This window comes from Sediminicola sp. 1XM1-17 (assembly GCF_037203765.1).
In the GTDB taxonomy this organism is placed as follows: domain Bacteria; phylum Bacteroidota; class Bacteroidia; order Flavobacteriales; family Flavobacteriaceae; genus Sediminicola.
The window spans coordinates 1-24,263 of sequence record NZ_JBBCAS010000011.1; the positions used below are offsets into that span (position 1 = coordinate 1).

Genomic DNA, 24,263 nt, shown 5'->3' on the forward strand with positions numbered 1-24,263 from the left:
CCTTATTTGGATAATACGGATAACCAGCAGATCAGCTTGGCCGGAAATATATTGACCCTTGGCAATGGAACAGGTGCTGATACCACGGTAGACCTATCTGGATACATTTCCACGGATGACCAGGCCTTGAGCTTGGTAGGAAATACCTTGACCTTGGAAGATGGTGGTACCGTAGATCTTGCTCCATTTTTGGACAATACCGATACCCAGGACCTTTCCATTGATGCTACCGGAAAGATCATCTCCTTGGTGGATGGTGGTTCCGTGACCATCAATGCCGATGATGCGGATGCGGATCCAACGAACGAATTATCTGATCTGAACCTAGCGGCAAATATTTTGACACTTACCAATCCTGCCACAGGAGGGAACCAGGTAGATTTGTCATCTTATGTCAATACGGATACACAAGATCTATCGATTGATGCAACCGGAAAGATCATCTCCTTGGTAGATGGTGGTTCCGTGACCATCAATGCCGATGATGCGGATTCTGACCCTACCAATGAAAGAAACACAGCATTTGCTGTAGGTGGCGGAAATCTTAATATTACCGATTCCGGTGGTACCCTTTCGGTACCATTGGCCTCCTTGGGTACGGATGATCAGACCATAACTGCATTTAGCATGGATGCTGCCAACATATTGACCATTACCTTGGAAGATGGGAATACAAGGACCGTAGATCTTTCTTCCTTGAATAACAGTGGAACGGATGATCAAACACTTACATTGGTTGGTAACAACCTGAGTATAGAAAGTGGTAATACCGTAGTATTGCCTACTGCCGATGGAACTGAGACTAAAGTAAATGCTGGTGCCAATGTAACCGTAACAGGTAATGGTTCTACTGCATCTCCTTATGTGGTAAGCGTAGCTTCCTTGAACGATGCGGATAGCAACCCTAGTAATGAGCTTCAGACTATTTCTAGGACTGGTTCCGATGTTACCTTATCCAATGGTGGAGGAACAGTTTCCATAAACGATGAAGATTCTGTAGTTGGAAACGAGTACAATACCAATTTTGCGGTAAGTGGTACAGATTTGGTTATCACAGACGGTGGAGGGGCAAGGGCCGTGCCTTTAGCATCCCTAGGTTCCGATGATCAAAAGATAGATAAGTTTGTTTTGAATGGAACAACTTTGGAACTATCCATGGAGAACGATGGTGAGGCAGATAAGACTGTAAATTTGAATGGTACTTTTGCGACAGATGCTGAATTGGCAGCAAGTGACGCCGCGGATCTTGATAAGGTAGTTGGGAATGAAGTTACCAATGCTACCGATGCAACATTGGTCCGATCTGGATCTGGAACCACAGCAAGTCCATATACCTTGGATGTGGCTACTGGCGGGATTACAACAACAGAAATATTAAATGGAACTATTGCAACCATAGATTTGGCCGATAACTCAGTTACTTCAGGTAAAATAGTAGATGGTACTGTTGCCACTGTAGATTTAGCCAACAGCTCGGTAACAAGTGCAAAAATAGTGGATGGAACCATTGCTGCTGTAGATATAGCTTCTACTGGTAACAACAAAGTATTGACCACAAGTGCAGCAGGAATTGTTGAATGGATCGATAAGAGTGCCTTGGTGCCGACAACAACGGTTAGCAATACAAGTGCTACAAATACGTTGACCACAACGGTTAATGGTGTTACTGGGGCAGGAGTGAATATTATCAATTCGAATGCTTTAAGTTTGGCTGGATCGAACTTGACAAGTACGGTCAATGGAGTGGCATCTGCTCCTCTAAATTTAAGCTCATTCTTAGATAATACTGATGATCAGACTGCTGCCGAAGTAAATGTGGTAACTCCTGTTGATGTTGATGGGGATGCCACAACGGAAGGAACAGTGGAAGAAGTGATCCAGGATATTGCGCCTATTGTTTCAAAGGCAGCGAGGATATTTTATCCGCCATCCATAGCGGTAGATGCTTCTACCAATGGAACATTTACCATTGACCTTTATGCACAATACATAGCGCAGTACGGTTCACCAACAGTGGGAAGTGTAGGGGCTCCGGCCGCCTTGCCAACATATACATCAGCCGAACTGTACTATTATGTTACCTATGCGGATCCTACCGTGTTCAATACTGGTACAATGAGCATTGATGCTACTGGAAAATTAACGTATACGATCATTGGACAGCCTTCTGATTACAACGCGTTGATCAATGTTGTATTTGTAGTAAAATAATTTAGAGTAAGCATCAACCAACTGTAATTAATTTGAAACCGACCAAACTATATCATATACTATTCATCACCTTGGTAGTGTCTCTTCTGAGCCTTACCAAGGCGGATGCCCAGTTTTTACTGCAGGCACCCAATAGTACGGATGAAAATAATTACAAATGGTATGAGGCGTCCGATACAACTACTGTATTAGGTACCGATTTCTTTTATGAAGTAACAGTGCCTGGGGTATATTTTGCAACTTATGACGGTACTCTTTGTGGTAGAAACGCCACGGGTTATTTTATCGTGACCAATTGCAATAGCCCTTACAATGAAGTAACCTTGGATATAACCGCCAATGTAAATGCAAGTGCCACAGTTGCTTGGAGCCCTGCAGTATCAGGGGACCAGTTGAAACCGGTGGTCATTGCCAGTCAAAGTGTGGTTCGCTATACTGCAACCTTGACAAAAGCTGGCAATAGTATTGACCTGCCCAATTTTACAGTGGTATGTCTGGATCAATCCAGTGATCTACAGGACGACTTTGTGACCGTGAATGAAGATGAATCGGTGGTTGTTCCAATTTATGATAACGACAATGATTTGCCTGCCACCGGAAGTTTAACAACTTCAAATCCATCCAATGGTACGGTAAATATCAATAACAATGGAACACCGAACAATCCTTCTGATGATACGGTGACCTACATCCCAAATCCGAATTATAACGGACCAGATTCATTTACCTATACCGTTTGTAATACCATGGGCGACTGTAGTACCGCAACGGTCAATATAGATGTATTGCCCATTGTTGATGCATTTGATGATATGGTCGCTATGGATCAGGATACCTCCATGTCCATTGCTACATGGTCCAATAATGATAATGACATCCCATCATTAGGGACATTCACTGCCACCAGTCCTTCCAATGGAACAATAACCATTAACAATAGTGGAAGCGCAACAGATCCATCAGATGATGTGGTGATCTATACGCCAAATCCTGGATTTGTAGGCACAGATATCTTTACCTATACCATTTGTGACAACGCCGGATATTGCAGTACAGCAGAAATTACGGTCGTAGTGAACTCTACCGCCGTGGTGGATATTGATAGTGATGATGATGGTATTTTGGACTCATTTGAAGATCTTAATTTGGATGCCGATGGTGATCCGTCCACAAACCCTACGGATTCTGATGGGGATGGTGTACCAGATTACTTGGATATCGATAGTGATGATGATGGTATACCGGATAACGTAGAGGCACAGTCTACAGCAGGATATATTCCACCTAGCGGACAGGATAATAATGGTAATGGTCTAGATGACAATTACGAACAGAACGGATTGTTTGGACTCTTCCCAGTAGATACGGATGGTGACAGTTTACCTGATTACTTGGATGAGGATAGTGACAATGATAATATTCCGGACAGGGTGGAAGGTCATGATTATGATCACGATGGATTTGCCGATGTTGTATTGTTGGGATCTGATAAGGATAATGATGGATTGGATGATGGATTTGAAGGAGTAGCTGTAATAGACCTGGATGTTAATGATAAGTTCAATGATCCTTTTGCCGATCTACCAAATACCGATGGGGATGATGAATCGGACTACAGGGATACGGATGACGACGATGATGGTATAGAAACCAGGGATGAAGATATGAATGGCGATGGGGATTATACCAATGATGACGCCGATGGTGACGGTATACCAGATTACTTGGATTCCGATCTAGTAGAGCTCAATACGGGTAAAATTGAAGTATTTAATGTGGTGACCCCTAATGGTGATGGCATACACGATATATTAAAAATAGCCGGTTTGGAGAATTATCCGAACAATAGCCTGAAAATATTCAACAGATGGGGCGTTTTGGTTTATACGACAAATGCCTATGGTTCGGAAGGAAACTATTTTGACGGTACCTCCAATGGTAGGGTAACCGTAGATCAGGATAACCAACTGCCGGTAGGAACATATTTCTATATTCTAGATTATGAAGAAGGTGCAGGTAAAACCCAATCCCTGTCAGGATACATTTATATAAATAGATAATGCACATGAAGACCTCAAATCGATATAAACCTACATCCTTTGCGTTAAGCTTCATACTTTTCGTTTTGACCTTTGGTAGTGCTACAGTTGTTTTCGCACAACAAGATGCCCAATATACCCAGTATATGTATAATACAGTGACTGTGAATCCAGGCTATGCCGGTTCCAGGGGACATATGAGCATCGCGGCCCTATACAGATCACAATGGGTCGGTCTGGAAGGTGCGCCTACAACACAGTCGTTGAATATACACTCCCCCATAGGTTATAGAGGAGTTGGTCTAGGGTTTTCAATTGTCAATGATGAAATAGGGCCCACTTCGGAAACAAACTTCGACCTGGACTTTTCATATACCATTTACACAGCACCGGAAGCCAGGTTGTCCTTTGGGTTAAAGGCGAGTGCCAATTTATTGGATATTCGTTTTTCACAATTGAATCAGGATTACTCCAATGGCCAAGATCCTACCTTGCAACAGGATATCCAAAATAAACTTTCGCCCAATATAGGCGCAGGAGTTTATTATCATACAGAACATTACTATTTGGGATTATCGGTTCCAAGATTTTTGGAAACTTCACATTTCGAGGAATCCTCCCTTTCCACAGCAAAAGAGCAAATGAACTTTTATTTGATTACAGGTTATGTGTTTGAATTCGATTCCCTATGGAAATTTAAACCAGCCTTATTGACCAAAGTTACACAAGGGGCGCCCTTGCAAGTTGATGTTTCGGCCAACGTCATGTACAACGACAAATTTATTTTAGGTGCGGCTTATAGATGGGATGCCGCTGTCAGTGGAATGATAGGTTTTAACCTTAAAAATAATATGCTGATTGGTCTGGCCTATGATAGGGAAACTACAGCTTTGGGAAGTGCAATGTTCAATGATGGGTCTTTTGAGGTCATCCTTAGATACGACTTTATAAAGGCACTGGACAACCTTAAATCCCCACGATTCTTTTAAAACGTTATTACATAGTTGATATGGAAGCCACTTTTTGTAAAAAGTGGCTTTTTTTATGTTGCACTTAACTTTTAAAGTTGGTCAAAGGTCTTATTTTTACGGTATGAAAGAAGAAAATGTAATATTAGTTAATGAATCCGATGAACAAATCGGAACCATGCCCAAAATGGAAGCCCACGAAAAGGCGCTCCTTCATAGGGCATTCTCAGTATTTGTGATGAATGATAAGGGTGAGACCATGCTGCAACAGCGGGCGGCCCATAAATATCATTCCCCATTGCTTTGGACCAATACCTGTTGTAGTCACCAAAGGGTAGGAGAGACCAATGTTTCGGCTGGAAAACGCAGACTCCAGGAAGAAATGGGGTTCTCTACAGAATTGACCGAACTTTTTTCCTTCATCTATAAGGCACCGTTTGACAATGGCCTTACCGAACATGAATTTGACCATGTGATGATTGGAAATTACGAAGAGGATCCATCCATCAATCCCGATGAGGTGGCCGACTGGAAATGGATGAAACCCGAGGATGTAAAGGCAGATATTTCCAAAAATCCAGATGCCTACACAGCGTGGTTCAAAATAATTTTTGAACGGTTCTACAATCATTTAATCCAAACTCCACAGTAGTCATGAAAGTTAAAGTAAGTAGAAGGGCACATTTCAATGCAGCACATCGGTTGTACAGGAAGGACTGGAGTTTTGAAAAGAACGATGCTATTTTTGGGAAATGTAATAACCCCAATTTTCATGGACATAATTATGAATTGATCGTCAGCGTGACCGGAGAGATAGATCCGGAGACCGGATATGTCATCGATGTGAAAATTTTAAAGGATCTTATAAAAGCCGAAGTGGAGGATGCCTTTGACCATAAAAATCTAAATGTAGAAGTACCCGAGTTTAAGGAATTAAACCCTACAGCAGAAAATATAGCGGTTGTTATTTGGCAGAAACTCCGTCCACATATAGAAGCTTCCAATGAGTTAGAGGTAGTGCTTTATGAGACCCCTAGAAACTTTGTAACCTTCTCCGGATAGAATATGGCATTAAAAATAGGGGATAGGGTACCGGAATTCTCTTTAAAGGATCAGCATGGGAAACTGTTTTCCAGCGATAGCCTGGTGGGAATAAAACCCATGGTCATTTTCTTTTATCCTAAAGACGATACTCCAGGTTGTACCAAGGAGGCATGTTCATTTAGGGACAGTTATGAGGAATTCAAAGAATTGGGTGCAGAAGTCATTGGTATAAGTTCAGATTCTGAAAGATCACATCAGAAATTTGCCGAAAAATACAACTTGCCATTCATCTTGCTCTCCGACCAAAATAAAAAGGTGAGGAAAAGCTTTAAGGTAGATAAGAATCTCTTTAATTTGTTGCCGGGTAGGGAAACCTATGTCATTGATAAAAAAGGTAAAGTAATGATGGTCTTTAATAGTATCAGTGCCTCAAAGCATATGGTGAAAGCATTGGAGGCCTTAAAAGAAATAGAAAGAATATGAGCATGTATCCATTAAAATTTCATCCAATTCTCAAGGAACGTCTGTGGGGAGGTACCAAATTAAAAGAGGTATTGGGAAAATCCATTGAAAGCGATATCACGGGGGAAAGTTGGGAACTGTCTACGGTAAAAGGGGATATTTCTGTGGTTTCCAATGGAGATTTGGCAGGAACTTCCCTTCAGGAACTTATAGATGAAAACCCCATACGAGTTTTGGGCAAAAGTGTCTTTGAACGATTTGGGAAGGAGTTTCCTATCCTTATCAAGTTCATAGATGCCAAACAGGACCTCTCCATACAATTGCATCCCAATGATGAACTGGCGAAAAAACGACATGATTCTTTTGGCAAGACCGAAATGTGGTACATTATGGACGCTGACCAGGACGCCAATCTCATTGTAGGCTTCAATAAAGATGTCACCAAGGAGGAGTATGCCCAAAGCCTAGAGGATGATACCTTACTGGATCTAATGAACTATGAATCTGTTCAGGAAGGGGATACCTTTTTTATCAACACAGGAAAAATTCATGCCATTGGTGCAGGTGTTTTATTGGCAGAAATCCAACAAACGTCCGATGTAACCTATAGGGTATTCGATTTCAATCGCAGGGATAAAGAAGGAAATTTAAGGGAATTACATACGGAAATGGCACTGGATGCCATTGATTATGAAAGAAAGGACGACTTTAAAGTGGATTATCCAACCGTAAAAGATAAGGTGAACACTATGGTTGACTGTCCCTATTTTAAAACCAATTTTCTTGAACTGACGGCAAATATGGATCAGGATATTGCCGATAGAGATTCTTTTACCATCTATATGTGCGTGGGTGGCAAGGCAACCATTTCCAATGAAACGGGCGCCGCAGAAATTCAAAGAGGAGAAACGGTTCTGGTACTGGCAGACTCCAATAAGGTTATAATTAGCACATCGGGAGCTAAATTGTTGGAGGTTACCATTTAAAAAAGGAAGATGACCTTTAAAAAATACAACACATAAGCTTTTATGCTTATATGTTGTCTTGAATCAAGGGAAATAAAAAGAGAACCTTATCATCTCCAAGTACTCTCAAAAAGTGTACTTTTGTAAAAAATTAAAAGTAGTACAAATGGCAAGTATAAGAGATTTAAAGAAAGATATCAATTATGTATTAGGTGATATAATCGAGGCAGTTTATTTATGGGAGGCTTCTACCAACAATAGAAATTCAAAAGAAGGAACTGCTGTAATAGAAAATGCTATTACCACCTTTGATGATTTGATCGAAAAGGTAAACAATAAAGATGTAGAGGACAGAGCAAAGCACTTAAAGACTGTAAGAACAGACTTGGAGGTAAAAGCAACTGCATTGGTTGAGCAATTGAATAATTTGGGTTAAACTAAATTTACATATAGCACAAAAAAAATCCACCATTTGGTGGATTTTTTTGTTATTCACTTTTCTTGATCTCCTCGAGATATTTCTTTAGTTCCTTCCCATATTTGGAATTTGCTACCTCCGGGCTTAAGGAATTGTTGATGGAATCCAAGTATTTGGTGTTCGCATCCGGTACTTCCGTTAAAGCGATATAAGGGGAGATATATGAATTTCTATTGTTCAATGCGAAGTTAAGGGCATAAAGATATCCTCTTAAAATATTCTTGTCACTCAATTTTTTTACAGAATCCAGTGCCATGGAATCCTTGCGTATTTGCGGATCAAATGTAAATTTAAGATACTCTAAATTCCTTGTGTTGAATTTGGACATGACCCCTCTGTATTCCTCCAATTTTTTGTGGGTCTCCGAACCTTCTATTTTTGCTTTCGTATCAAAGGTGTCCCAAGAGGTATCAATAGTAATATTCCCCGGCTCGCCAAAGAAAGTGATCCGGTCGTTGATATCATTATTGTCCTCTTTTGTTAAGTATAGATAAAAGACCTCCGGACTTTCCAGTTCCGTTTTGAATTCAAAATTTCCATCACCTTCCATGGTTAAGGAATCGATTGATACTAGCGTTGTGTCCTGAATTTTTTGCAAATACAAGGTTCCTTTTTTAAGACCCTTTACATTTCCGGAAACGGTCATGGTCTGCTCTGAATCCCCACCGCAGGATATCATAAAAATGCCGATTACGGCCAAAAATAGAATTTTCTTCATGTTGTTTGTTTAGTGCGGCAAATATGATGAAAGTTTATGAAAAATTAAATTTTTGATGCAATTTCCATGAGATAGGCACATAATAAAGCACCGCCCGTACCCACCACATAACCAAAAACGGCCAAGAGCACACCTACGGAAGTTAATGAGGGGTGGAATTCCGCAGCAACAACGGGAGCGGAGGCCGCACCACCAACGTTGGCCTGGCTTCCTACGGCCAAAAAGAAGAAGGGAGCCTTTATTATTTTGGCGACCAATATGAGGAGACCAGCATGTATGGCAATCCAAATAAAACCAATGGCTATAAGCCCCGGATTGTCCAGAACCATACCCAAATCCATTTTCATTCCAATGGTGGCTACCAATATATAGATGAAAACGCTTCCAATTTTGCTGGCACCCGCACCCTCATATTCCTTGGCCTTGGTAAAGGAAAGAAATATGCCCAACCCTGTGGCTATAACAACCATCCAAAAGAAATCCGAGCCCATAAAGGATAAAAAGCTTTTGGTATCGCTAACCGATTCAAAGGTGCTGTTCAAATAGGCGCTGATGTAGTCCCCAAAAAAATGGGAAATACCTACAGCTGTAAAGGCGAAGGCCAGAATGATGATATAGTCGTTCAGGGTAGGAACCCGAGTGATTTTATCCGTATAATCTGCTACTTTAATTTTTAGAGATTCAATGGCAGAAGTATCTGCCTTCAACCATTTGTCAATCTTTTTGGTCCTACCAACGCCCAAAAGTATAATGGCCATCCACACATTGGCTACCACGATATCTATAAGGACCATTCCCCCATATTTTTGTGGATTGTATTGGAATATTTCTAGCATGGCGGCCTGGTTGGCGCCACCGCCTATCCAACTTCCGGCAATGGTAGACAACCCTCTCCATATAGCATCAAAATCATTACCTCCCACTGTTTCAGGAGAAAAGATGGACACGATCAAAATGGCAATGGGACCGCCAATAATAATACCTGCAGAACCGGTTAAAAACATGATCAAGGCTTTGGAGCCTAAGTTCATGATAGCCTTTAAATCAATGCTCAACGTCATTAAAACCAATGCCGCGGGCAATAAATATCTACTTGCCATAAAGTAAAGGTTGGATTTCTCATCCGAAACAATACCCAAACTCGCCAAGATTGCAGGTAGGAGGTAGCACATCAAGACTGCCGGCACCACACTATAAAAGGAATTCCAAAACCCGGTTTTTCGGGATGAGGTATAAAAAATAAAACCCAGACAAAGGGCTATTAGACCGAAAACAACGGTATCATTGGTAATAAGGGGGTTGTTCATGTAAAAAGGAATTGTATGCTTGCCAAATATAATTAAATTATAATATGGTTCTTAATGAATTGGGCTACCCCATCTTCAGTATTTTTTAAGGTAATGGCATTGGCTATCTGTTTCAACTCCTCCCGTGCATTGGCAACGGCTACTCCATAACCCACATGTTGTAACATTTCCATGTCGTTGTAGTTGTCCCCGAATGCTATGACATCTTCCAATGTTTCCCCTTCTTGCAGCAACATTTGTATGGCAGAAAGTTTGGACACCGATCTGGGTGCCACTTCAATCAAGGTATCATTGGATCTGTATAAATGTAGTTGTTGGCCCAATTGTTTGGCCAGCTCGGCAAAAGCAGTATCCGTAGCTTCCTTGGTGCCCATTAACATGATCTTGTGTGCACCAACGCCTCTATCTTTCCAATCCTTGATCGTTTCAATCGTGTCCCTGAACAGAGGGGTTGATTGGGTATGGTGGATCTCTTTGCGTACACGTTCCGTGTTTTCCTCCACGTACCATTCGTTCTTATGGTATAGTCCCAATTGAATACCAAGTGATTCTGATAGGTCATATATTTCATCCAAATGCCCAATGGTCATTTCTGTAGAAGACAATTCTTTTTTGCCATCCAATATTAAGGCCCCGTTATAACAAATGATGGGCTGGTCTTCAATACCCAAGTTCCGTTGGAGGTAGGTCATGGATTTGGGCATCCTCGCGGAGACCAAAATAACCTTCATGGCACTCTTTATCCGTTGGATTTCCGCAATGGCAAAATCCGATACATTGTTTTTACTGGATAGCAGGGTGCCATCCAAATCTGAACATAAAATCTTGAACTTCATTCTAAATATTTAGCCAATAGGTCAATTTAAGATTGATGGATCTATTTTTTGGCTCAAAATTATTCACAAAATAATTATCGTTATACACTATAAAAAGATCCGACAGCGGTGCAAAACGCCACTGTAACCTTGAATTTAAACCTAAATTGTCATTTTGGTTACTGTATTGAATTAAGGTCGACCAAAAGATCGATTTGCTAAAGGTAATTTCCACCTTTGGACTTATCAACCATATGTCTGCACTGGAGTAGGGGGTGGGCAGGGAAATGTTGTTGTAATCCACTAGTAGGGACAAGAAGACCTTAGGCTGAAACCTTAGGTTCACATCACTACGGAAGGAGAACCTATTACCATTGAAAAACCCGCCATAGGAAGGTTCCAAAGTATAGGAAAAGACCTTCCTCCTATCCGATCGAAACTCCATTTCAAAATTGGTATAGTAGTACCCCTGGTCGGAAGGCAAAGGTATTCCTCCTTCAGAATTTGATGGATCGAACCCATTGAACAAAAACGTATAGTTGTTCACCATACGGGCTTCTAATCTGGTCTGGTTTTTGAACTCTGCCCCCCATGAGCTCCTAATCTCATAATCCGTATTTTTATAGTCAAGTTCAGGGTTCCAAGTAAATATAGGGAAGAAATTGAAAGCATGGTTGTTGATCTTCCCTGTTTTGGGCCAAAATATACGTTCTACTCCGGTAACGCCCTTTATGATATTGGTTCTTCTGATAAAACCAAGATCGGACCTAAAATCGTCACCAATGTAAATTCCGTCCATGATCACATTGAAATAGCGGCTCCTATAATTTAGATTGAGGCCCGTAGAAAGGTCCTTGCCGCCTCCACCGGGCTCAAAAGATTTGTGGGTATAGAACTTTCCCGTCCATGTATTGTCGGCAGAGGCAAGATTGTAGTCTATTCCCAAAACCCTGTTGTAACGCTCGTCATCCTCGAGAAATTCGTAGTCCTCAAAGGTTTGTCTGTTTATAAAAAACATACCTACATTGGATCTTGAGAACACCTTTTTTTGAAGGACCAACATGGCATTGTTATTGGACGCTATGTCGTTCTCCAGATCTTCCTCGGTTTGTATGTTCAAAAACCCTAGACGCCAATCGTTGCTCAATTTACCACTTAATCGGACCCCACCCAAGATATTGTTCTGTATGGTGTTTCCCGCCGTATCACGGGCAATTCCGATACGTCTGGAGAAAAAGGGATTGGCATCCCTTTGCCCGCCAAAATCTCCGAAAAGGTCACTGTTGTCTATAAAAAATTGTCTTTTTTCCGGAAGGTTGATTTCAAATCTAGTGAGATTGGTCACCACATCATCCACCTCCACATTGGAGAAATCCGGATTCAGGGTAATGTCCAGGTTCATCCCGCTACCGATGGCCACTTTGGCATCCCCCCCGATTTTCAAATCGGAAAAGCTTTCGTCGTTTTCATAATTCTTTTGGGCTACGGTGTTGACATAGGGTATTATGGCCAATGGGGTTTTTGATTTTCCCAAGGGCCTTTCAAAGACCATATCTCCCATGAAGGCCAAACTGAAGACCAATTGGTTTTGCGGAATTTTGGCCCATGTACTGGTCTCGTTGGTCTGCATATCAAACCGGTAGGAGTTGAATCGCCATTTGGTCTCCCCTTCCTTGAATTTGAAAGAAGATAGGGGTATTGCCATTTCGGAAATATAATAGCCGTCATAGATCTTGGATTCTCCCTTCCATTTGATGTCCCATGAAGTGTTGAAGCCTCCGCCACGCGTCCCTCCTCCGGAAATTAGGGCTTCCCTTTGTACCCCCAAGGGATTGGTGCCAAATAAGAAGGCATTGGTGCCATCGCTGAACGTGTCAAACATCAGGCTAATATTGTCATTGCCCCCTGCCCTGAAATCTCGCCTGAGGGAAGGTATAATGTAATCGTCACCTTCGGTATACGACTTGATACTCACATACAAATGGGTGTCGTCATACAGCATCTTTATTTCCGTCTGTTGTAAGGCGGGAATGGAATCGGAGGGGAAATATTGTTGGAACTCACCAATAGATTCTGCTCTGTCCCAGGCAGGGTAGTCCAAAACCCCATCTATGGTAATTTTATCCGTTGTGTACTTTACGGTAAATGATTTTGTGTCAGTTTGACTGTAGATTTGGGATGTAAAAAGTGCAATGGAAAAGAAAAAAAGAATTCTAAACATGAAGGGTAAATTATTTTTTGCGCCTAAAAATAGGGGATTTATGCGTTAAAAAAATCCCAAAATTCCAATTCGATTCACTCTTGGTCTTTTTTCGGTGCTCTTTTGGCCTCTTTCAGGCTCTTCATAAGCATCCATTCTATTTGTCCGTTCACACTACGAAATTCATCTGCCGACCACTTTTCTATGGCCTTGAGCATATCTTCATTCAGTCGTAGGGCAAATGCCTTTTTTTTACTCATTTCTTAGGATTGATAAATTCAACTATTTTTTCAACAAGAGCTCTTGATAGCGGGAAATTTTCATTGAAATAGGAATTTTGATTCTCCGCCACGGAATAGACGTCCTTGAGGACATGGTTCATTTGGGGTACTATCGCACCATTTGCATTTGGGTTTGCCTCCATTAATTTCTGAAAGTCCTTGTTGGTTACCTGAAGGTCTTCCTCCCCTTGAAGCAATAAAATTGGAATGTCAATTTTTTTTAGTTCTTCAACGGGGTCCAATAACATCCAAGATTTGAAAAACTTTTGGTTCCGGGGCTGAAAGAGCTGCATCAGAAAAGGGTGCACCCTTTCTATGGTATCTGTGGTCTTCAGTTCCTGAATATGCTCCCCTGCCACTTTGGCCAAATCCGCGTTCTGATTGGATAGTTGCTCCAAAATAACCTTATCTACAGTTTGACCTGGGCCTGCTATTGAAATATATCCACTTATTTCTGGAGTAATACTCAGCATGGCCACTAGGGAGCCCTGACTGTGTCCAATTAAATATATCGGGCCAAACCGACTATCATTTTTTAGATGGTCAATGGCGATCTTGGCATCATCTGCAAAGCTATGGAGGGTAACACTTGCTATTTTATCCAAATTATGGCTGGTGGCCGTTCTTTTGTCATATCGATAAAATGCAATGCCCTTCTGATTCAAACTATCTGCAAGGATCTTAATGTAATTTGCTTTTATGCCAACTCCGGACTGGTTTCCATTTCTGTCTACATTGCCAGAGCCATGTATAAAAACGGCCAACGGCAATTGGGTAGGGGAATCTGGATAAGAAAGGGTTCCAGGAAGTTCTATTGTCCCATTGTTAAGTAGCAGGTCTTCATCAATTATCTTTTGGGCAATGAGCAATGAGGGGATCATGGTCAGGACCAATAGCATACGATATATGATTTTTTGTCCCTCCATGTGCTTATTTTTTAAAATATCGTTCAATAACTTGGGATGCTTCCAATTCTTTCCGTGTTCCCAGCAATATTTTCTTTCCGGATTTTAAAACAATTTGAATGCCCTTATTGCCGGAAACATTATATGCGGTTCCCTTTTTGAGGGATATCCGGTAGCCCCAGCCCCCATACTCCATGATTGGACTATAGGTGCGTACATAACATTCTTCTATCTGTTCCCAAGACATGGTTTTATTTTTGAAATGAAAAGGGGTAAACCGATAATGGATCCCTCTTTCATCTATTTCCGTTTGTAATCTTAAAAGAGCGAGCAGTAAAAGGGTGGGTACCAGAACACCTATGACGATCAGTTGGCCAATGCCATCCTCAGGAGGGACATTGCCTACAACTTTATTTGCGATGAACCATTGGTACAATGAAAACAGCAGTAGCCCCAATACGCTCAAAAATATCAAACGCATGGGCCATTGGGAAAAACGTTGTGTCTCCTGAAAAACGCGCATATTAATGGTTTAGGGTTCCCGCATTGACAATCGGAGATGCATCCTTATCAGAACAAAGTACAACCATCAAATTGCTTACCATGGCTGCTTTTCTTTCTTCGTCCAATTCCACCACCTGTTTTTTGCTCAGCTCTTCCAAGGCCATTTCCACCATGCTCACCGCTCCCTCCACAATTTTGTGTCTGGCCGCAACGATCGCTGTGGCCTGTTGTCTTTTGAGCATGGCATTGGCAATTTCTTGGGCATAGGCCAAATATCCAATCCTTGCTTCCAGAACCTCTATCCCTGCCATGGCGAGTCTTTCTTGTACCTCTTTTTCCAAGTCTTCGCTAACTTCGTTTACACTCGAACGCAGGGTGATATCCTCTTTGTGCCCTTCATCGGCGAAGTTGTCGTAAGGATACATACTCGCCAATTTGCGGACTGCAGCGTCGGTCTGAACGCGTACAAAATTTTTATAGTCGTCCACGTCAAATGCCGCTTTATAGGTATCTGTAACACGCCATACCAATATGGTACTTATCATAACTGGATTGCCCAGCTTATCATTGACCTTAAGTCTTTCGCTATCGAAATTACTTGCCCTTAGGGAAATACGCTTCTTGGAGTAGAAGGGGATTACCCAGAACAACCCGTTCTTTTTGATGGTACCAACATATTTTCCAAAAAGAAGCAAAACCCTGGAGTTGTTTGGGTTGACCAAGACAAATCCCGGTAACATCAAAAATGCCAGGATAATACCCGTAATAAATATGGGCGCCTCTTGTGAGATCAACAGGTATGTACTGCCTCCAGCTAAAATTAAAAACAACAACAGCATCAAGTATCCATTGGTCGGTACTAAAATTTTTTCATTTGTCATGGCGGTAAATTTAAATTGATATTATAATGATATCATAAAGATATTATTATTTTTGACATATGCAAATTAAATCACTGAAATGCAATGTGTTGCTATCGCTATGGGTTCTGTTTGCCCTTGAATTTTTTGGACTTTGTCTTGTTGGGGTTTTTGAACAGTCGTTTAAAAAAGCCGTCCCTTTTAATAGGCTCACAGTCCAATTGATCCAGTACGGATGGACTGGGGTCTTCAAACCTGGCCTTGGTAATGGCATTGAACTGTTTTTCCCTGTTCAATTTTTGCAGCCAGAGGGCAAAGATGGGCAGGGCCGCATTGGCTCCTTGTCCCAAACTGGTACTTTTAAAACCTATCTCGTAAGTATCCAATCCTACCCAGGTAACACTCACGAGTTTGGGGGTGATTCCTACGAACCATGCATCTTTATTGTTCTGGGTGGTTCCAGTTTTGCCTGCAATGGCATTGGGCAGGTTGTACCTGGACCTTATCCTGGCGGCCGTTCCCTTATCAACGGTAGCCTTCATCAGTTCCAACATGATCATCCCTGTTTCCCTTGAAAAGGCTGGTTCTTTTGGAATATTGGGTTTAAATTTTGCCAGGACAGAATCCTTGGCATCGGCAATATGGGATATGGTAAAAGGGGTTACCGGTTTGCCATGGTTAACATAGCTGGCATAGGCCCCAATGAGCTCATTAATTTTTATTTCCGCAGTCCCCAAGGCGAGGGAGGGCAATTTGGGAAGCTGGCTGGAAATTCCCATTTTTTTGGCTTGGGCAATTACATTTGGGATTCCGGTTTCTTCCAAAACTTTTACGGCCACGGTATTGATCGAATTGCTCAACGCCTGTTCCATGGAATAATTGAGATAGGTCTCATCGGTGTCCCCTGAATTACTGGGCGACCATCCTTCCAAATTATCATAGGATACTTCCTGCGCAGAGAAATAGGTGCAAGGCGCTATTCCTTTTTCTATAGCTGTTGTATATACGATTGGTTTAAAGGTAGACCCAACCTGTCTTTTGCTCTGGGAAATATGGTCGTACTTAAAATATTTGAAATTTACGCCCCCTATCCATGTTTTTACGGCACCCAAGGAGGGGTCTATGGACATGGATCCGGTATTTAAAAACTTCATATAATGTTGAATACTGTCCATGCTACTTGCCTGTACGGTCTTTTCCCCATCCCAGTCCATTAAGGTCACAGGATGTTTCTTTTTTAAACTGTCCATTATTTTTTCTTTGGACAGACCGTTCCGCTCCAATTTTTTGTAGGCTGGGGAATTTTGTACTTTTTTCATGATCAACCTACGGTCCTTTAGCCAAGGGGCATTGGATCCATAACTCTTTTCAAAGCTTTGTTGCAAGGCCCTCATATGCTCTGTCATAGCCTCCTCTGCCAATACTTGCATTTTGTAATCCAGGGTCGTATAAATTTTAAGTCCGGAAGTGTAAATGTTATAGGCCATTCCGTTGGAGTTTTGGTCTTTTACCCATGCCAATACCTGTTTCCTGACCTCTTCCCTAAAATAGGGTGCTATCCCATCGTTATGGTCAAATTCCCTATAATCAAGGACTGTAGGGAGTTTGGAGAGGGAGTCTTTTGTTTTTTTTGGAAGATAATCGTTGTTGACCATGGCCTGTAACACCAAATTACGTCTGTTCTGGCTGTTTTTCGGAAATACCCTGGGATTATAACCATAGGTGGCTTTTAGCATGCCCACCAAGGTAGCTGCCTCCTCCACTTTCAAATCGGCTGTTTTCTTGTTGAAAAATTTAAGGGAAGCACTCTCAATGCCGAAGGTATTGTCTCCAAAGGAAACTGTATTCAGGTAAAGTGTGATCACTTCTTCTTTGGAATAAATATCCTCCAATCTCGAGGCTACCATCATTTCCTTCACTTTGTCCACAGCCAACCTCACCTTTCCGTTGGGTACCCTCGGGTAGAGGTTTTTGGCCAATTGTTGGGTAAGGGTGCTACCGCCTCCTGCAGACTGGTCTTGCAGTAGGATAGTTTTGAAAGCTACCCTGAACAGACTGGGATAATCAATACCATGGTGCCCATAGAAACGTTCATCTTCTATGGCCACTAAGGCATCTACCAAATGTTGGGGGAAGTCTTGGAATGTGATAGGCTGTCTATCGTATAAATAATATTTACCTATAAGGATGCTATCTGCAGAATACACCTCGGAAGCTCGCTGGTAACTAAATTCGGATAGCTCTTTTTTTGAAGGTACTTTTCCCCAGGCCCCGGCATAAATACTGAGTATGAACAGCACTACCATTGCCGCCATTCCCAAACCTATACCGACGGCAATTTTAAATCCTTTGCTTTTTAAAATTTTGGAAATCAATCTATTATATTTTTATATGTCGCAAGATGGAGCAAAAATGGCAAAATCCTTAGACTATTAACAATACCTTAATGTAAGTTTCTCTATTTTTGGGCAAATGTAGAGCGTTGCCTTGTAGGGTAGTGCTATAATTGCATTAATTCTTAATTCGATAACATCGCAAAGCATGAAAAAAATTACTTTTCTGATTTTCCTCACGGTTCAGTTTTCATTTGGCAACGACATTTTTTGGGGCAAAACGGGACATAGAACGGTCGGTGAAGTTGCTGAACAACATCTTAGTGGGAAGGCAAGGAGAGCCATCAAGGAAATCTTAAAAGGAGAGCGTCTGGCATTGGTTTCCAATTATGCAGATGATATTAAGTCAGATCGAAACTATTCCAAATTTGGACCTTGGCACTATGTCAATTACCCCATGGACAAAAAATACAAAGAAGTTGTCCCCAGTACCAATGGGGATTTGGTCAAGGCCATAGAAACCTGTATCACCATTGTCAAGGATGAAAACAGCTCTGAGCAGGACCGTGCCTTTTATTTGAAATTGTTGGTACATTTTATAGGAGATCTGCACCAGCCCTTACATGCAGGAAGGGAAGAGGATAAAGGCGGAAATGATATCCAGTTGCAGTGGTTTGGCAAAGGGACCAATTTGCACAGGGTTTGGGACAGTAATCTGATCGATGAATTTGGCATGAGCTATACGGAACTGGCCGAGAACCTTCCTGTACTTTCCAAAAAGGAAAAAAGGGCCATACAAGAGGGCGATGTTTATGATTGGGTGGAAGAGTCCCAAGAATTGGCCAAAGAAGTCTATGGTTCTGTTGAGGTAGGGGAGAAATTGGGGTACGAATACAGTTATAAATATACCAATACCGTTCGCAAACAGCTACAGAAGGGAGGGCTTCGTCTGGCAAAAGTTCTCAACGACCTCTTTTAACAAGTCTGGGGCACTAAATGATGAGGAAATTGGCCCATTATAAAGGTGAATGGCGACGATTTTTAAATGATTACCCTATAGGTGAGATTGATGCGTTCCGAAATGGGTTTGGCCGTTTTTGGGATCTGGTGCAGCCAATGGTGTTGCGTGGTCCCTTGCATCAACAATAGGCTCCCGTGTTGTAGCAACAATTTGTGTTTAAGTTCTTTCTGCCTTCTGTGTTTTAGATGAAAATAGCGCTCCTGGCCCAAGGTTATGGATGCAATAACCGGGTTGGTGCCCAATTCCTTTTCGTTATCGGCATGCCATCCATTGCTGTCTTTCCCATCCCTATAAAGATTTAGGAGGCAGGTGGTAAAATCGGTGTTGGCAATCCTTTCAATCTTTTCCTTGATCTGCAAAAGCTCCTGGGTAAACAGGTGGGGCTTCATGGTGATATTGGAATAGGAATACGGCCTTCCATTGTTGCCAAAAAGGGCCGTAAGTCTTGGTTGGGGATGGGTTTTACCAAAAATTTTGATATCGTCCTGCTGCCAAGGGATAGTATTTTTGAAGATTTCAAAATAGGCATCCGCCTTTTGGGGCTCCAAAAAGTTGGGGTAATAGGTGATGTCGGCATCAGGAAGTACCAAAGGCAAACAGTCATTGAACAAGTTGTTCATTATTGCAGGACTGCTTTTAATTGGTTGCGATATTCTGACGGATTTTGTCCTGTAAAGTTCTTGAAGAGTTTGTTGAAATGGGAAAAATTATTGAACCCACTTTCAAAACAGACTTCGGTAATGCTCATGGGTTTTTCCGCCAGTAATTTGGATGCATGTACCAAGCGATACTCGTTTACAAACTGTGTAAAGGTTTTATTGGTGACCTTTTTAAAGTACCTGCAAAAAGATGGGACGGTCATACTGGCCAAATCTGCCATCTGTTCCAAGGAGATCTCCTCTTTGAAGTTTGTTTTTACGTAATTGAATATGATATTGATGCGGTCATTGTCCTTTACTTCGGTCTCCATAGAAAACCCAGCGGCATTCAATACTTTGAATTCTTGGGAATTTCCCAGTTCGTTCAAAATGTTCAGAATGGAAAGTAAGCGTTGAAAATCGGTCTGGTATTCCAATATTTCCATTTTTTCACCAATCTTGCGTTTGGTATTCCCATTAAAGGCTATACCACCTTTGGCAATTTCGAGGAGTTTCTGGATTTTTTTCATTTCAGGTATCCCAAAAAAATCGGTCCCCAAAAAATCCATTTTCATTTGAACCACGGTCTCACTGGTATTTCCGGTCAGTTTGTCCGTAAATCCACAATGCGGTAAATTGGAACCTATCAATATAAGGTCCCCATCCGTATAATAGGACACATGGCTTCCAATTTGACGCTTTCCACTGCCCCCATTCACATAGACCAGTTCTATCTCCGGGTGATAATGCCAGATAAAGTTTTTGTTGGACAGGTTCTCATCAAATTTTTGATAGGTAAAGGAATGTCCAAAATCTGGTTCTATGGCTTCGAATGCCGGTTTCTGTTTTATCATACAGTTTGCTTACTGTGTAAAATTAGACAAGGGTCTAATAATAAATCTAGACAAAATTAACCAAAACATGTGCCCAATTAACATCGTTGGTGTTATTGTTGTGTTAAACGGTTAAAATAGCATATAAATAGGCAAAAAACGGTGTAGTGGGGGGAGGGTTATGGCTGTAAGTTTGCTGTATAAATGATTTATGAATCTTAAATCTAAAAAATTATGAAAAAAGCATTGAAAATTACAGCGGTATTGGCCTTTATGTTAACTACAGTAGTAAGTATGGCCGGAGAATTGAAAGTGGATTCAGTCCAAGTAGATGGAGTTAAGCCTCTAGTACTTCGTTTGGATGACAATAAGATCATTAAGCCTACATTCCGTACCAAAGGAAAAATGGTGTACATGAACCACTTAAACCTGGATGGTAAAAAAGTAGAGGTAAAAGTTCAGGATGCCTTTGGGAACGTAATCTATGAAACAACGTTCAACGAAACAATCATTGTTGAAAAGGCTTTCAACTTTAAAAAAGCCAATGATGGTCGTTATACCGTAATCATTAAAGATGGTGTAAATACCTACATCGAAAATGTCCTTGTAAAATAGTTCTTTTAGAGGAAGTTAATTCAATTCAAAAAAAGGGGCTAATCAGCCCCTTTTTTAATGGAGGATATCCAATGGTTGATTTTGTTTTCCAAAAGTGCCAAAGGGACACAACCTGTTTCCAATATTTGGTTATGGAATTCTTTGATATTGAAATCAGCACCCATTTCCTTCTCGGCTTTGGCACGCAGTTCCAATATTTTTAACTGTCCAATTTTATAGGAAAGCGCTTGGCCCGGATTGGCCATATAGCGTTCTATTTCTGCCGTTATCGCCTCTTCCGATTCTGCTTCATTGTCCAGAGAGTATTGTATGGCCTGCTCCCTTGTCCATCCTTTGGCGTGCAATCCTGTATCAACAACCAGTCGGATCGCCCTATGCATTTCTGCGCCCAACATGCCAAAATATTGATAAGGATCTTGATATAGTCCCAATTCCTTGCCCAATGATTCTGTATAGAGTGCCCATCCCTCCCCATAGGCGCTGTACCACAGGGTCTTTCTGAATTTAGGCAAATCTTCATTTTCCTGTGTCAAAGACACTTGAAAGTGGTGCCCAGGGATAGCCTCGTGCAAGAATAGATCTTCATCAGAATAAACATTGTAGGTTTCTACATCGGGTATGGGGACGTAGAATATCCCGGGTCTGCTTCCATCAAGGGAGCCCGGATTGTACTCTGCACTGGCAGATGCCTCTCGAAATGCTTCCGTTCGGCGAATTTCAAATGGGGTTTTGGGCTGATGGTCAAAAAGAAGATCAACTTGAGGCATCATCTTTTTATGAATGGCCTTAAAATTATCTATGACCTGTTGGGGGTCCGTAAAGGGCATCAGTTCATTTTTATTCCTTACATATTCAAAGAAAGATTTAAGATTGCCATTATAGCCTACCTGTTGCTTTACTTTTTCCATTTCCATCGAAATGCGTTTTACTTCATCCAACCCTATCTGATGGATTTTATCCGCTGTCATATCAGTGGTCGTGTACAGCTTAATGGAATAGTCATAATAGGCCTTGCCGTCAGGGGTGTCTTGGATACCACTTGTGGTGCGGCCCGCGCTAAGATATTCGGAACCCATAAAATCATATAATTTTTGATAGGCAGGAATGATCTTCTCTTTTAGGACTTTGGAGTATTCATTGGTCAGGCGCATTCTTTCTGATTCCGTGAAGGAATCTGGGAAATTTTTTACAGGAGAGAAAAATAAATGTTGGTCGAGCTCCTTAATGGTCAGAGCTTTTAGTTGAGGTACTACTTTTTTGACCAGGGATTTTGGAAGAACATAACCCTTTTCCATTCCTTCCCTCATACGCTCTTCAGCGGTAGCCATCCAGACCACATAACTTTCCAATCGCTTCAGCCAATTCTCATAATCCTCAACGGTTTTAAATGGTTGTGCACTGGTACCTCCCGCATATTGCCCTATGGTCAGTTGTAGGGTCCACATTTGGTTGATAGGGGTGAGGTCTTCCCTAAATTCCATACGCTCCAAATTTCTATCACATTCCCACTTCAAAATGGCTTTGCTCATTTTTTCACTATCCGAAAGCGTGGAGTCCGCTATGGAGGCCAATTCATCTTTGTATTTTTGGTAGTATGCCTTTTCCATGGCCTTGTAATCCTCGGTGAGATTGTTAAGGAATATGGCATTGTATCTGTTGTCGCCTTCCGCAGTGGCTTTGAGTGGATATAATTTTAATCCATCTTCATAATAGTTGTCCAGTAATTTTCCGAAAGCCTCATTTATTGCCATAGGGTCTTCTTTTATGGGTTCTGGTTGGTTTTTGCAGGATGCCAAGGACAATGCCACAAAGCATAGGATCAGGAATTTTTTCATTTTCAATATATTTTCTCTTGGATTCTCGTATAAAATTAAGGTAATTTCGGAAAGTGATTGCTCCTAAAACAATTTTGTGGTGCTATGAAGGAAGGACATCCCCAAATTTTGGACAGGGTTATAAGTACTTTTTTAAGCTATCCCTTTTTTTTAGGGGCAAAGCATGATTATTTATAGCTAGGTGCAATAGGTCTTGGGCTTTTTCCTTGGCGAACAAAAGGTTGTACAGTTGCTGGACCGTCAGGCTGTTTTTGGACTGCTCTTTCAAGATCATACCATCTTCAATCGCAACCATTCCTTCCTCGAGGATACGGACGTATGTGCCCGGGCGGGAACGCGCTATGAATTGCTTCAGAATTTTCTGTGTTCCGAAACGAATGCCGAGTTTATAACAAGGTTCCCTAGGTTGGGAAATTTGTACCAAAGCCCCTCCAATTTTATATATATCACCAATCCGAATTTGAGATTCATCCAAGCCTGCTATGGTCAGGTTTTCTCCAAACATGCCCCAGTCCCAATCCTGTTGGGGGTATAAATTTTTCCAATAGGTATATTCTTCTGCTGAAAAAAGGTAGCAAGCTTTGTGGATCCCTCCATGGTACTTACGGTCCACCACCGTATCCCTGCCAACGTCCGTTTTGCCAAGGTGAATGGGTGCTTTGGTCGGACATTTGTAAATACCTGTTTTTTCCTCTTTTCCTTTCCAGGTTATTATGGAGCCCTTACTGATATTGGTAGCGATTACTTTCATTGGAAGATGTTCTGAAATTGAGATATAGGGGACAGACAAAGTGGTCAGCCCTAAATGTTATTCACAAATAAAACATTAAAACTGTAGATACCATAGGGCCCAAAACATCAATACAAATTGCAGGGGAATCCTAAATACCAAAATCCAGACAGGGATACCTGCACCGGCTTTTTTGCTGGTTAGCATATAAAAATGAACCAATAGAAAAACAGCGAGCATGGCAATGATTCCAAAAATGGAAAGGTTCTTGGTTTCTGCAAAACAAACCCCAATGGCCAGGATAATTTCCGCTAAGCCGCTCAAGGCTACCAATACTTTGGGAAAAGGAAGGTAACGGGGCATTATTCTTAAATAAGCCTTTGGTTTTATAAAATGCATGATGCCGGCAAAAAAATACATTGCAGCCATCAAATAAAGATGCCATGGATAATTCATGGTATGAATATACCAATAAAAAAGGGACTACTTTTAAAGTAGTCC

General features: G+C 41.5%; 24 protein-coding genes. 10 read left to right on the forward strand and 14 right to left on the reverse strand.

Features of this window, described 5'->3' with window-relative positions; genetic code table 11:
* The 8 genes from WAA86_RS14210 to WAA86_RS14245 all read left to right on the forward strand — a co-directional run.
* Positions 1–2,211, forward strand: a 2,211-nt coding sequence (locus tag WAA86_RS14210; RefSeq protein WP_337301682.1) for a beta strand repeat-containing protein, incomplete at its 5' end; no start/stop codon positions are given.
* Positions 2,212–2,243: 32 nt separating this feature from the next.
* The gene (locus tag WAA86_RS14215; RefSeq protein ID WP_337301683.1) at positions 2,244–4,271 is read left to right on the forward strand and encodes a gliding motility-associated C-terminal domain-containing protein; all 2,028 of its coding nucleotides are present in this window, start codon (positions 2,244–2,246) and stop codon (positions 4,269–4,271) included.
* Between the two features lie 5 nt (positions 4,272–4,276).
* Positions 4,277–5,239, forward strand: coding sequence for a PorP/SprF family type IX secretion system membrane protein (locus WAA86_RS14220; RefSeq protein WP_337301684.1), 963 nt, complete (start codon positions 4,277–4,279; stop codon positions 5,237–5,239).
* Between the two features lie 103 nt (positions 5,240–5,342).
* Positions 5,343–5,870, forward strand: coding sequence for an isopentenyl-diphosphate Delta-isomerase (idi, locus tag WAA86_RS14225; RefSeq protein WP_337301685.1), 528 nt, complete (start codon positions 5,343–5,345; stop codon positions 5,868–5,870).
* A gap of 2 nt (positions 5,871–5,872) precedes the next feature.
* Positions 5,873–6,280: a 6-pyruvoyl trahydropterin synthase family protein gene (locus tag WAA86_RS14230; protein WP_337301686.1), complete on the forward strand. Its 408-nt coding sequence runs from the start codon at positions 5,873–5,875 to the stop codon at positions 6,278–6,280.
* A gap of 3 nt (positions 6,281–6,283) precedes the next feature.
* Entirely contained in the window at positions 6,284–6,745 is a 462-nt protein-coding gene (locus WAA86_RS14235; RefSeq protein ID WP_337301687.1) for a peroxiredoxin, read from the forward strand.
* A gap of 2 nt (positions 6,746–6,747) precedes the next feature.
* Positions 6,748–7,710 (forward strand): type I phosphomannose isomerase catalytic subunit, encoded by a 963-nt coding sequence (locus WAA86_RS14240; RefSeq protein WP_337301688.1) that lies wholly within the window; start codon positions 6,748–6,750, stop codon positions 7,708–7,710.
* Positions 7,711–7,855: 145 nt separating this feature from the next.
* On the forward strand, positions 7,856–8,125 hold the full coding sequence (locus WAA86_RS14245; protein WP_337301689.1) for a hypothetical protein: 270 nt from the start codon (positions 7,856–7,858) through the stop codon (positions 8,123–8,125).
* A gap of 52 nt (positions 8,126–8,177) precedes the next feature.
* Here WAA86_RS14245 and WAA86_RS14250 read toward each other — a convergent pair whose 3' ends face one another.
* From WAA86_RS14250 to WAA86_RS14290, 9 genes are all read right to left on the reverse strand, one after another.
* Positions 8,178–8,885 (reverse strand): DUF4369 domain-containing protein, encoded by a 708-nt coding sequence (locus WAA86_RS14250; RefSeq protein WP_337301690.1) that lies wholly within the window; start codon positions 8,883–8,885, stop codon positions 8,178–8,180.
* Between the two features lie 44 nt (positions 8,886–8,929).
* Entirely contained in the window at positions 8,930–10,192 is a 1,263-nt protein-coding gene (locus tag WAA86_RS14255; protein ID WP_337301691.1) for a DUF819 family protein, read from the reverse strand.
* A gap of 32 nt (positions 10,193–10,224) precedes the next feature.
* On the reverse strand, positions 10,225–11,028 hold the full coding sequence (locus WAA86_RS14260) for a Cof-type HAD-IIB family hydrolase (RefSeq protein ID WP_337301692.1): 804 nt from the start codon (positions 11,026–11,028) through the stop codon (positions 10,225–10,227).
* 1 nt (position 11,029) lies between these two features.
* The gene (locus tag WAA86_RS14265) at positions 11,030–13,228 is read right to left on the reverse strand and encodes a DUF5916 domain-containing protein (RefSeq protein ID WP_337301693.1); all 2,199 of its coding nucleotides are present in this window, start codon (positions 13,226–13,228) and stop codon (positions 11,030–11,032) included.
* 74 nt (positions 13,229–13,302) lie between these two features.
* Positions 13,303–13,467 carry an Arc family DNA-binding protein gene (locus WAA86_RS14270; protein ID WP_337301694.1) on the reverse strand — a complete coding sequence of 55 codons (165 nt, stop codon included), beginning with the start codon at positions 13,465–13,467 and terminating at the stop codon, positions 13,303–13,305.
* Positions 13,464–14,414 (reverse strand): alpha/beta hydrolase, encoded by a 951-nt coding sequence (locus WAA86_RS14275; RefSeq protein WP_337301695.1) that lies wholly within the window; start codon positions 14,412–14,414, stop codon positions 13,464–13,466. Before WAA86_RS14275 ends, WAA86_RS14270 begins: the two co-directional genes overlap by 4 nt.
* A 4-nt stretch (positions 14,415–14,418) precedes the next feature.
* Positions 14,419–14,916, reverse strand: a complete 498-nt coding sequence (locus WAA86_RS14280) for a hypothetical protein (RefSeq protein WP_337301696.1) — start codon at positions 14,914–14,916, stop codon at positions 14,419–14,421.
* Between the two features lies 1 nt (position 14,917).
* Positions 14,918–15,778, reverse strand: a complete 861-nt coding sequence (locus tag WAA86_RS14285; protein WP_337301697.1) for an SPFH domain-containing protein — start codon at positions 15,776–15,778, stop codon at positions 14,918–14,920.
* 98 nt (positions 15,779–15,876) lie between these two features.
* A complete protein-coding gene (locus tag WAA86_RS14290) occupies positions 15,877–18,132 on the reverse strand; it encodes a transglycosylase domain-containing protein (protein WP_337301698.1) in 2,256 nt (751 codons plus the stop codon).
* Between the two features lie 166 nt (positions 18,133–18,298).
* On the opposite strand from WAA86_RS14290, the gene WAA86_RS14295 reads away from it, so the two are divergent.
* The gene (locus tag WAA86_RS14295; RefSeq protein WP_337301699.1) at positions 18,299–19,069 is read left to right on the forward strand and encodes a S1/P1 nuclease; all 771 of its coding nucleotides are present in this window, start codon (positions 18,299–18,301) and stop codon (positions 19,067–19,069) included.
* A 62-nt stretch (positions 19,070–19,131) separates the two neighbouring features.
* Here WAA86_RS14295 and WAA86_RS14300 read toward each other — a convergent pair whose 3' ends face one another.
* On the reverse strand, positions 19,132–19,731 hold the full coding sequence (locus WAA86_RS14300; RefSeq protein WP_337301700.1) for an alpha-ketoglutarate-dependent dioxygenase AlkB family protein: 600 nt from the start codon (positions 19,729–19,731) through the stop codon (positions 19,132–19,134).
* Entirely contained in the window at positions 19,731–20,603 is an 873-nt protein-coding gene (locus WAA86_RS14305) for an AraC family transcriptional regulator (RefSeq protein ID WP_337301701.1), read from the reverse strand. The genes WAA86_RS14300 and WAA86_RS14305 overlap by 1 nt, the downstream gene beginning before the upstream one ends.
* Before the next feature lie 213 nt (positions 20,604–20,816).
* Between WAA86_RS14305 and WAA86_RS14310 the strand changes: the two genes are divergently transcribed.
* On the forward strand, positions 20,817–21,197 hold the full coding sequence (locus WAA86_RS14310) for a hypothetical protein (RefSeq protein ID WP_337301702.1): 381 nt from the start codon (positions 20,817–20,819) through the stop codon (positions 21,195–21,197).
* 38 nt (positions 21,198–21,235) lie between these two features.
* Here WAA86_RS14310 and WAA86_RS14315 read toward each other — a convergent pair whose 3' ends face one another.
* The 3 genes from WAA86_RS14315 to WAA86_RS14325 all read right to left on the reverse strand — a co-directional run bounded on the left by WAA86_RS14315 (position 21,236) and on the right by WAA86_RS14325 (position 24,218).
* On the reverse strand, positions 21,236–23,032 hold the full coding sequence (locus WAA86_RS14315; protein WP_337301703.1) for a DUF885 domain-containing protein: 1,797 nt from the start codon (positions 23,030–23,032) through the stop codon (positions 21,236–21,238).
* A 118-nt stretch (positions 23,033–23,150) separates the two neighbouring features.
* The gene (locus WAA86_RS14320) at positions 23,151–23,783 is read right to left on the reverse strand and encodes an MOSC domain-containing protein (RefSeq protein ID WP_337301704.1); all 633 of its coding nucleotides are present in this window, start codon (positions 23,781–23,783) and stop codon (positions 23,151–23,153) included.
* A 75-nt stretch (positions 23,784–23,858) separates the two neighbouring features.
* Entirely contained in the window at positions 23,859–24,218 is a 360-nt protein-coding gene (locus WAA86_RS14325; protein WP_337301705.1) for a DoxX family protein, read from the reverse strand.
* Positions 24,219–24,263: the final 45 nt, after the last annotated feature.

Excerpts from the sequence above, each read along its gene's own strand:
- WAA86_RS14285 (WP_337301697.1), bottom strand. The coding sequence starts at position 15,778 with ATGACAAATGAAAAAATTTTAGTACCGACCAATGGATACTTGATGCTG.
- WAA86_RS14250 (WP_337301690.1), bottom strand. The coding sequence starts at position 8,885 with ATGAAGAAAATTCTATTTTTGGCCGTAATCGGCATTTTTATGATATCC.
- WAA86_RS14220 (WP_337301684.1), top strand. The coding sequence starts at position 4,277 with ATGAAGACCTCAAATCGATATAAACCTACATCCTTTGCGTTAAGCTTC.
- WAA86_RS14295 (WP_337301699.1), top strand. The coding sequence starts at position 18,299 with ATGAAAAAAATTACTTTTCTGATTTTCCTCACGGTTCAGTTTTCATTT.
- WAA86_RS14310 (WP_337301702.1), top strand. The coding sequence starts at position 20,817 with ATGAAAAAAGCATTGAAAATTACAGCGGTATTGGCCTTTATGTTAACT.
- WAA86_RS14320 (WP_337301704.1), bottom strand. The coding sequence starts at position 23,783 with ATGAAAGTAATCGCTACCAATATCAGTAAGGGCTCCATAATAACCTGG.
- WAA86_RS14325 (WP_337301705.1), bottom strand. The coding sequence starts at position 24,218 with ATGAATTATCCATGGCATCTTTATTTGATGGCTGCAATGTATTTTTTT.
- WAA86_RS14300 (WP_337301700.1), bottom strand. The coding sequence starts at position 19,731 with ATGAACAACTTGTTCAATGACTGTTTGCCTTTGGTACTTCCTGATGCC.
- idi (WP_337301685.1), top strand. The coding sequence starts at position 5,343 with ATGAAAGAAGAAAATGTAATATTAGTTAATGAATCCGATGAACAAATC.
- WAA86_RS14305 (WP_337301701.1), bottom strand. The coding sequence starts at position 20,603 with ATGATAAAACAGAAACCGGCATTCGAAGCCATAGAACCAGATTTTGGA.
- WAA86_RS14230 (WP_337301686.1), top strand. The coding sequence starts at position 5,873 with ATGAAAGTTAAAGTAAGTAGAAGGGCACATTTCAATGCAGCACATCGG.
- WAA86_RS14280 (WP_337301696.1), bottom strand. The coding sequence starts at position 14,916 with ATGCGCGTTTTTCAGGAGACACAACGTTTTTCCCAATGGCCCATGCGT.
- WAA86_RS14275 (WP_337301695.1), bottom strand. The coding sequence starts at position 14,414 with ATGGAGGGACAAAAAATCATATATCGTATGCTATTGGTCCTGACCATG.
- WAA86_RS14255 (WP_337301691.1), bottom strand. The coding sequence starts at position 10,192 with ATGAACAACCCCCTTATTACCAATGATACCGTTGTTTTCGGTCTAATA.
- WAA86_RS14235 (WP_337301687.1), top strand. The coding sequence starts at position 6,284 with ATGGCATTAAAAATAGGGGATAGGGTACCGGAATTCTCTTTAAAGGAT.
- WAA86_RS14245 (WP_337301689.1), top strand. The coding sequence starts at position 7,856 with ATGGCAAGTATAAGAGATTTAAAGAAAGATATCAATTATGTATTAGGT.
- WAA86_RS14265 (WP_337301693.1), bottom strand. The coding sequence starts at position 13,228 with ATGTTTAGAATTCTTTTTTTCTTTTCCATTGCACTTTTTACATCCCAA.
- WAA86_RS14315 (WP_337301703.1), bottom strand. The coding sequence starts at position 23,032 with ATGAAAAAATTCCTGATCCTATGCTTTGTGGCATTGTCCTTGGCATCC.
- WAA86_RS14270 (WP_337301694.1), bottom strand. The coding sequence starts at position 13,467 with ATGAGTAAAAAAAAGGCATTTGCCCTACGACTGAATGAAGATATGCTC.
- WAA86_RS14260 (WP_337301692.1), bottom strand. The coding sequence starts at position 11,028 with ATGAAGTTCAAGATTTTATGTTCAGATTTGGATGGCACCCTGCTATCC.
- WAA86_RS14240 (WP_337301688.1), top strand. The coding sequence starts at position 6,748 with ATGTATCCATTAAAATTTCATCCAATTCTCAAGGAACGTCTGTGGGGA.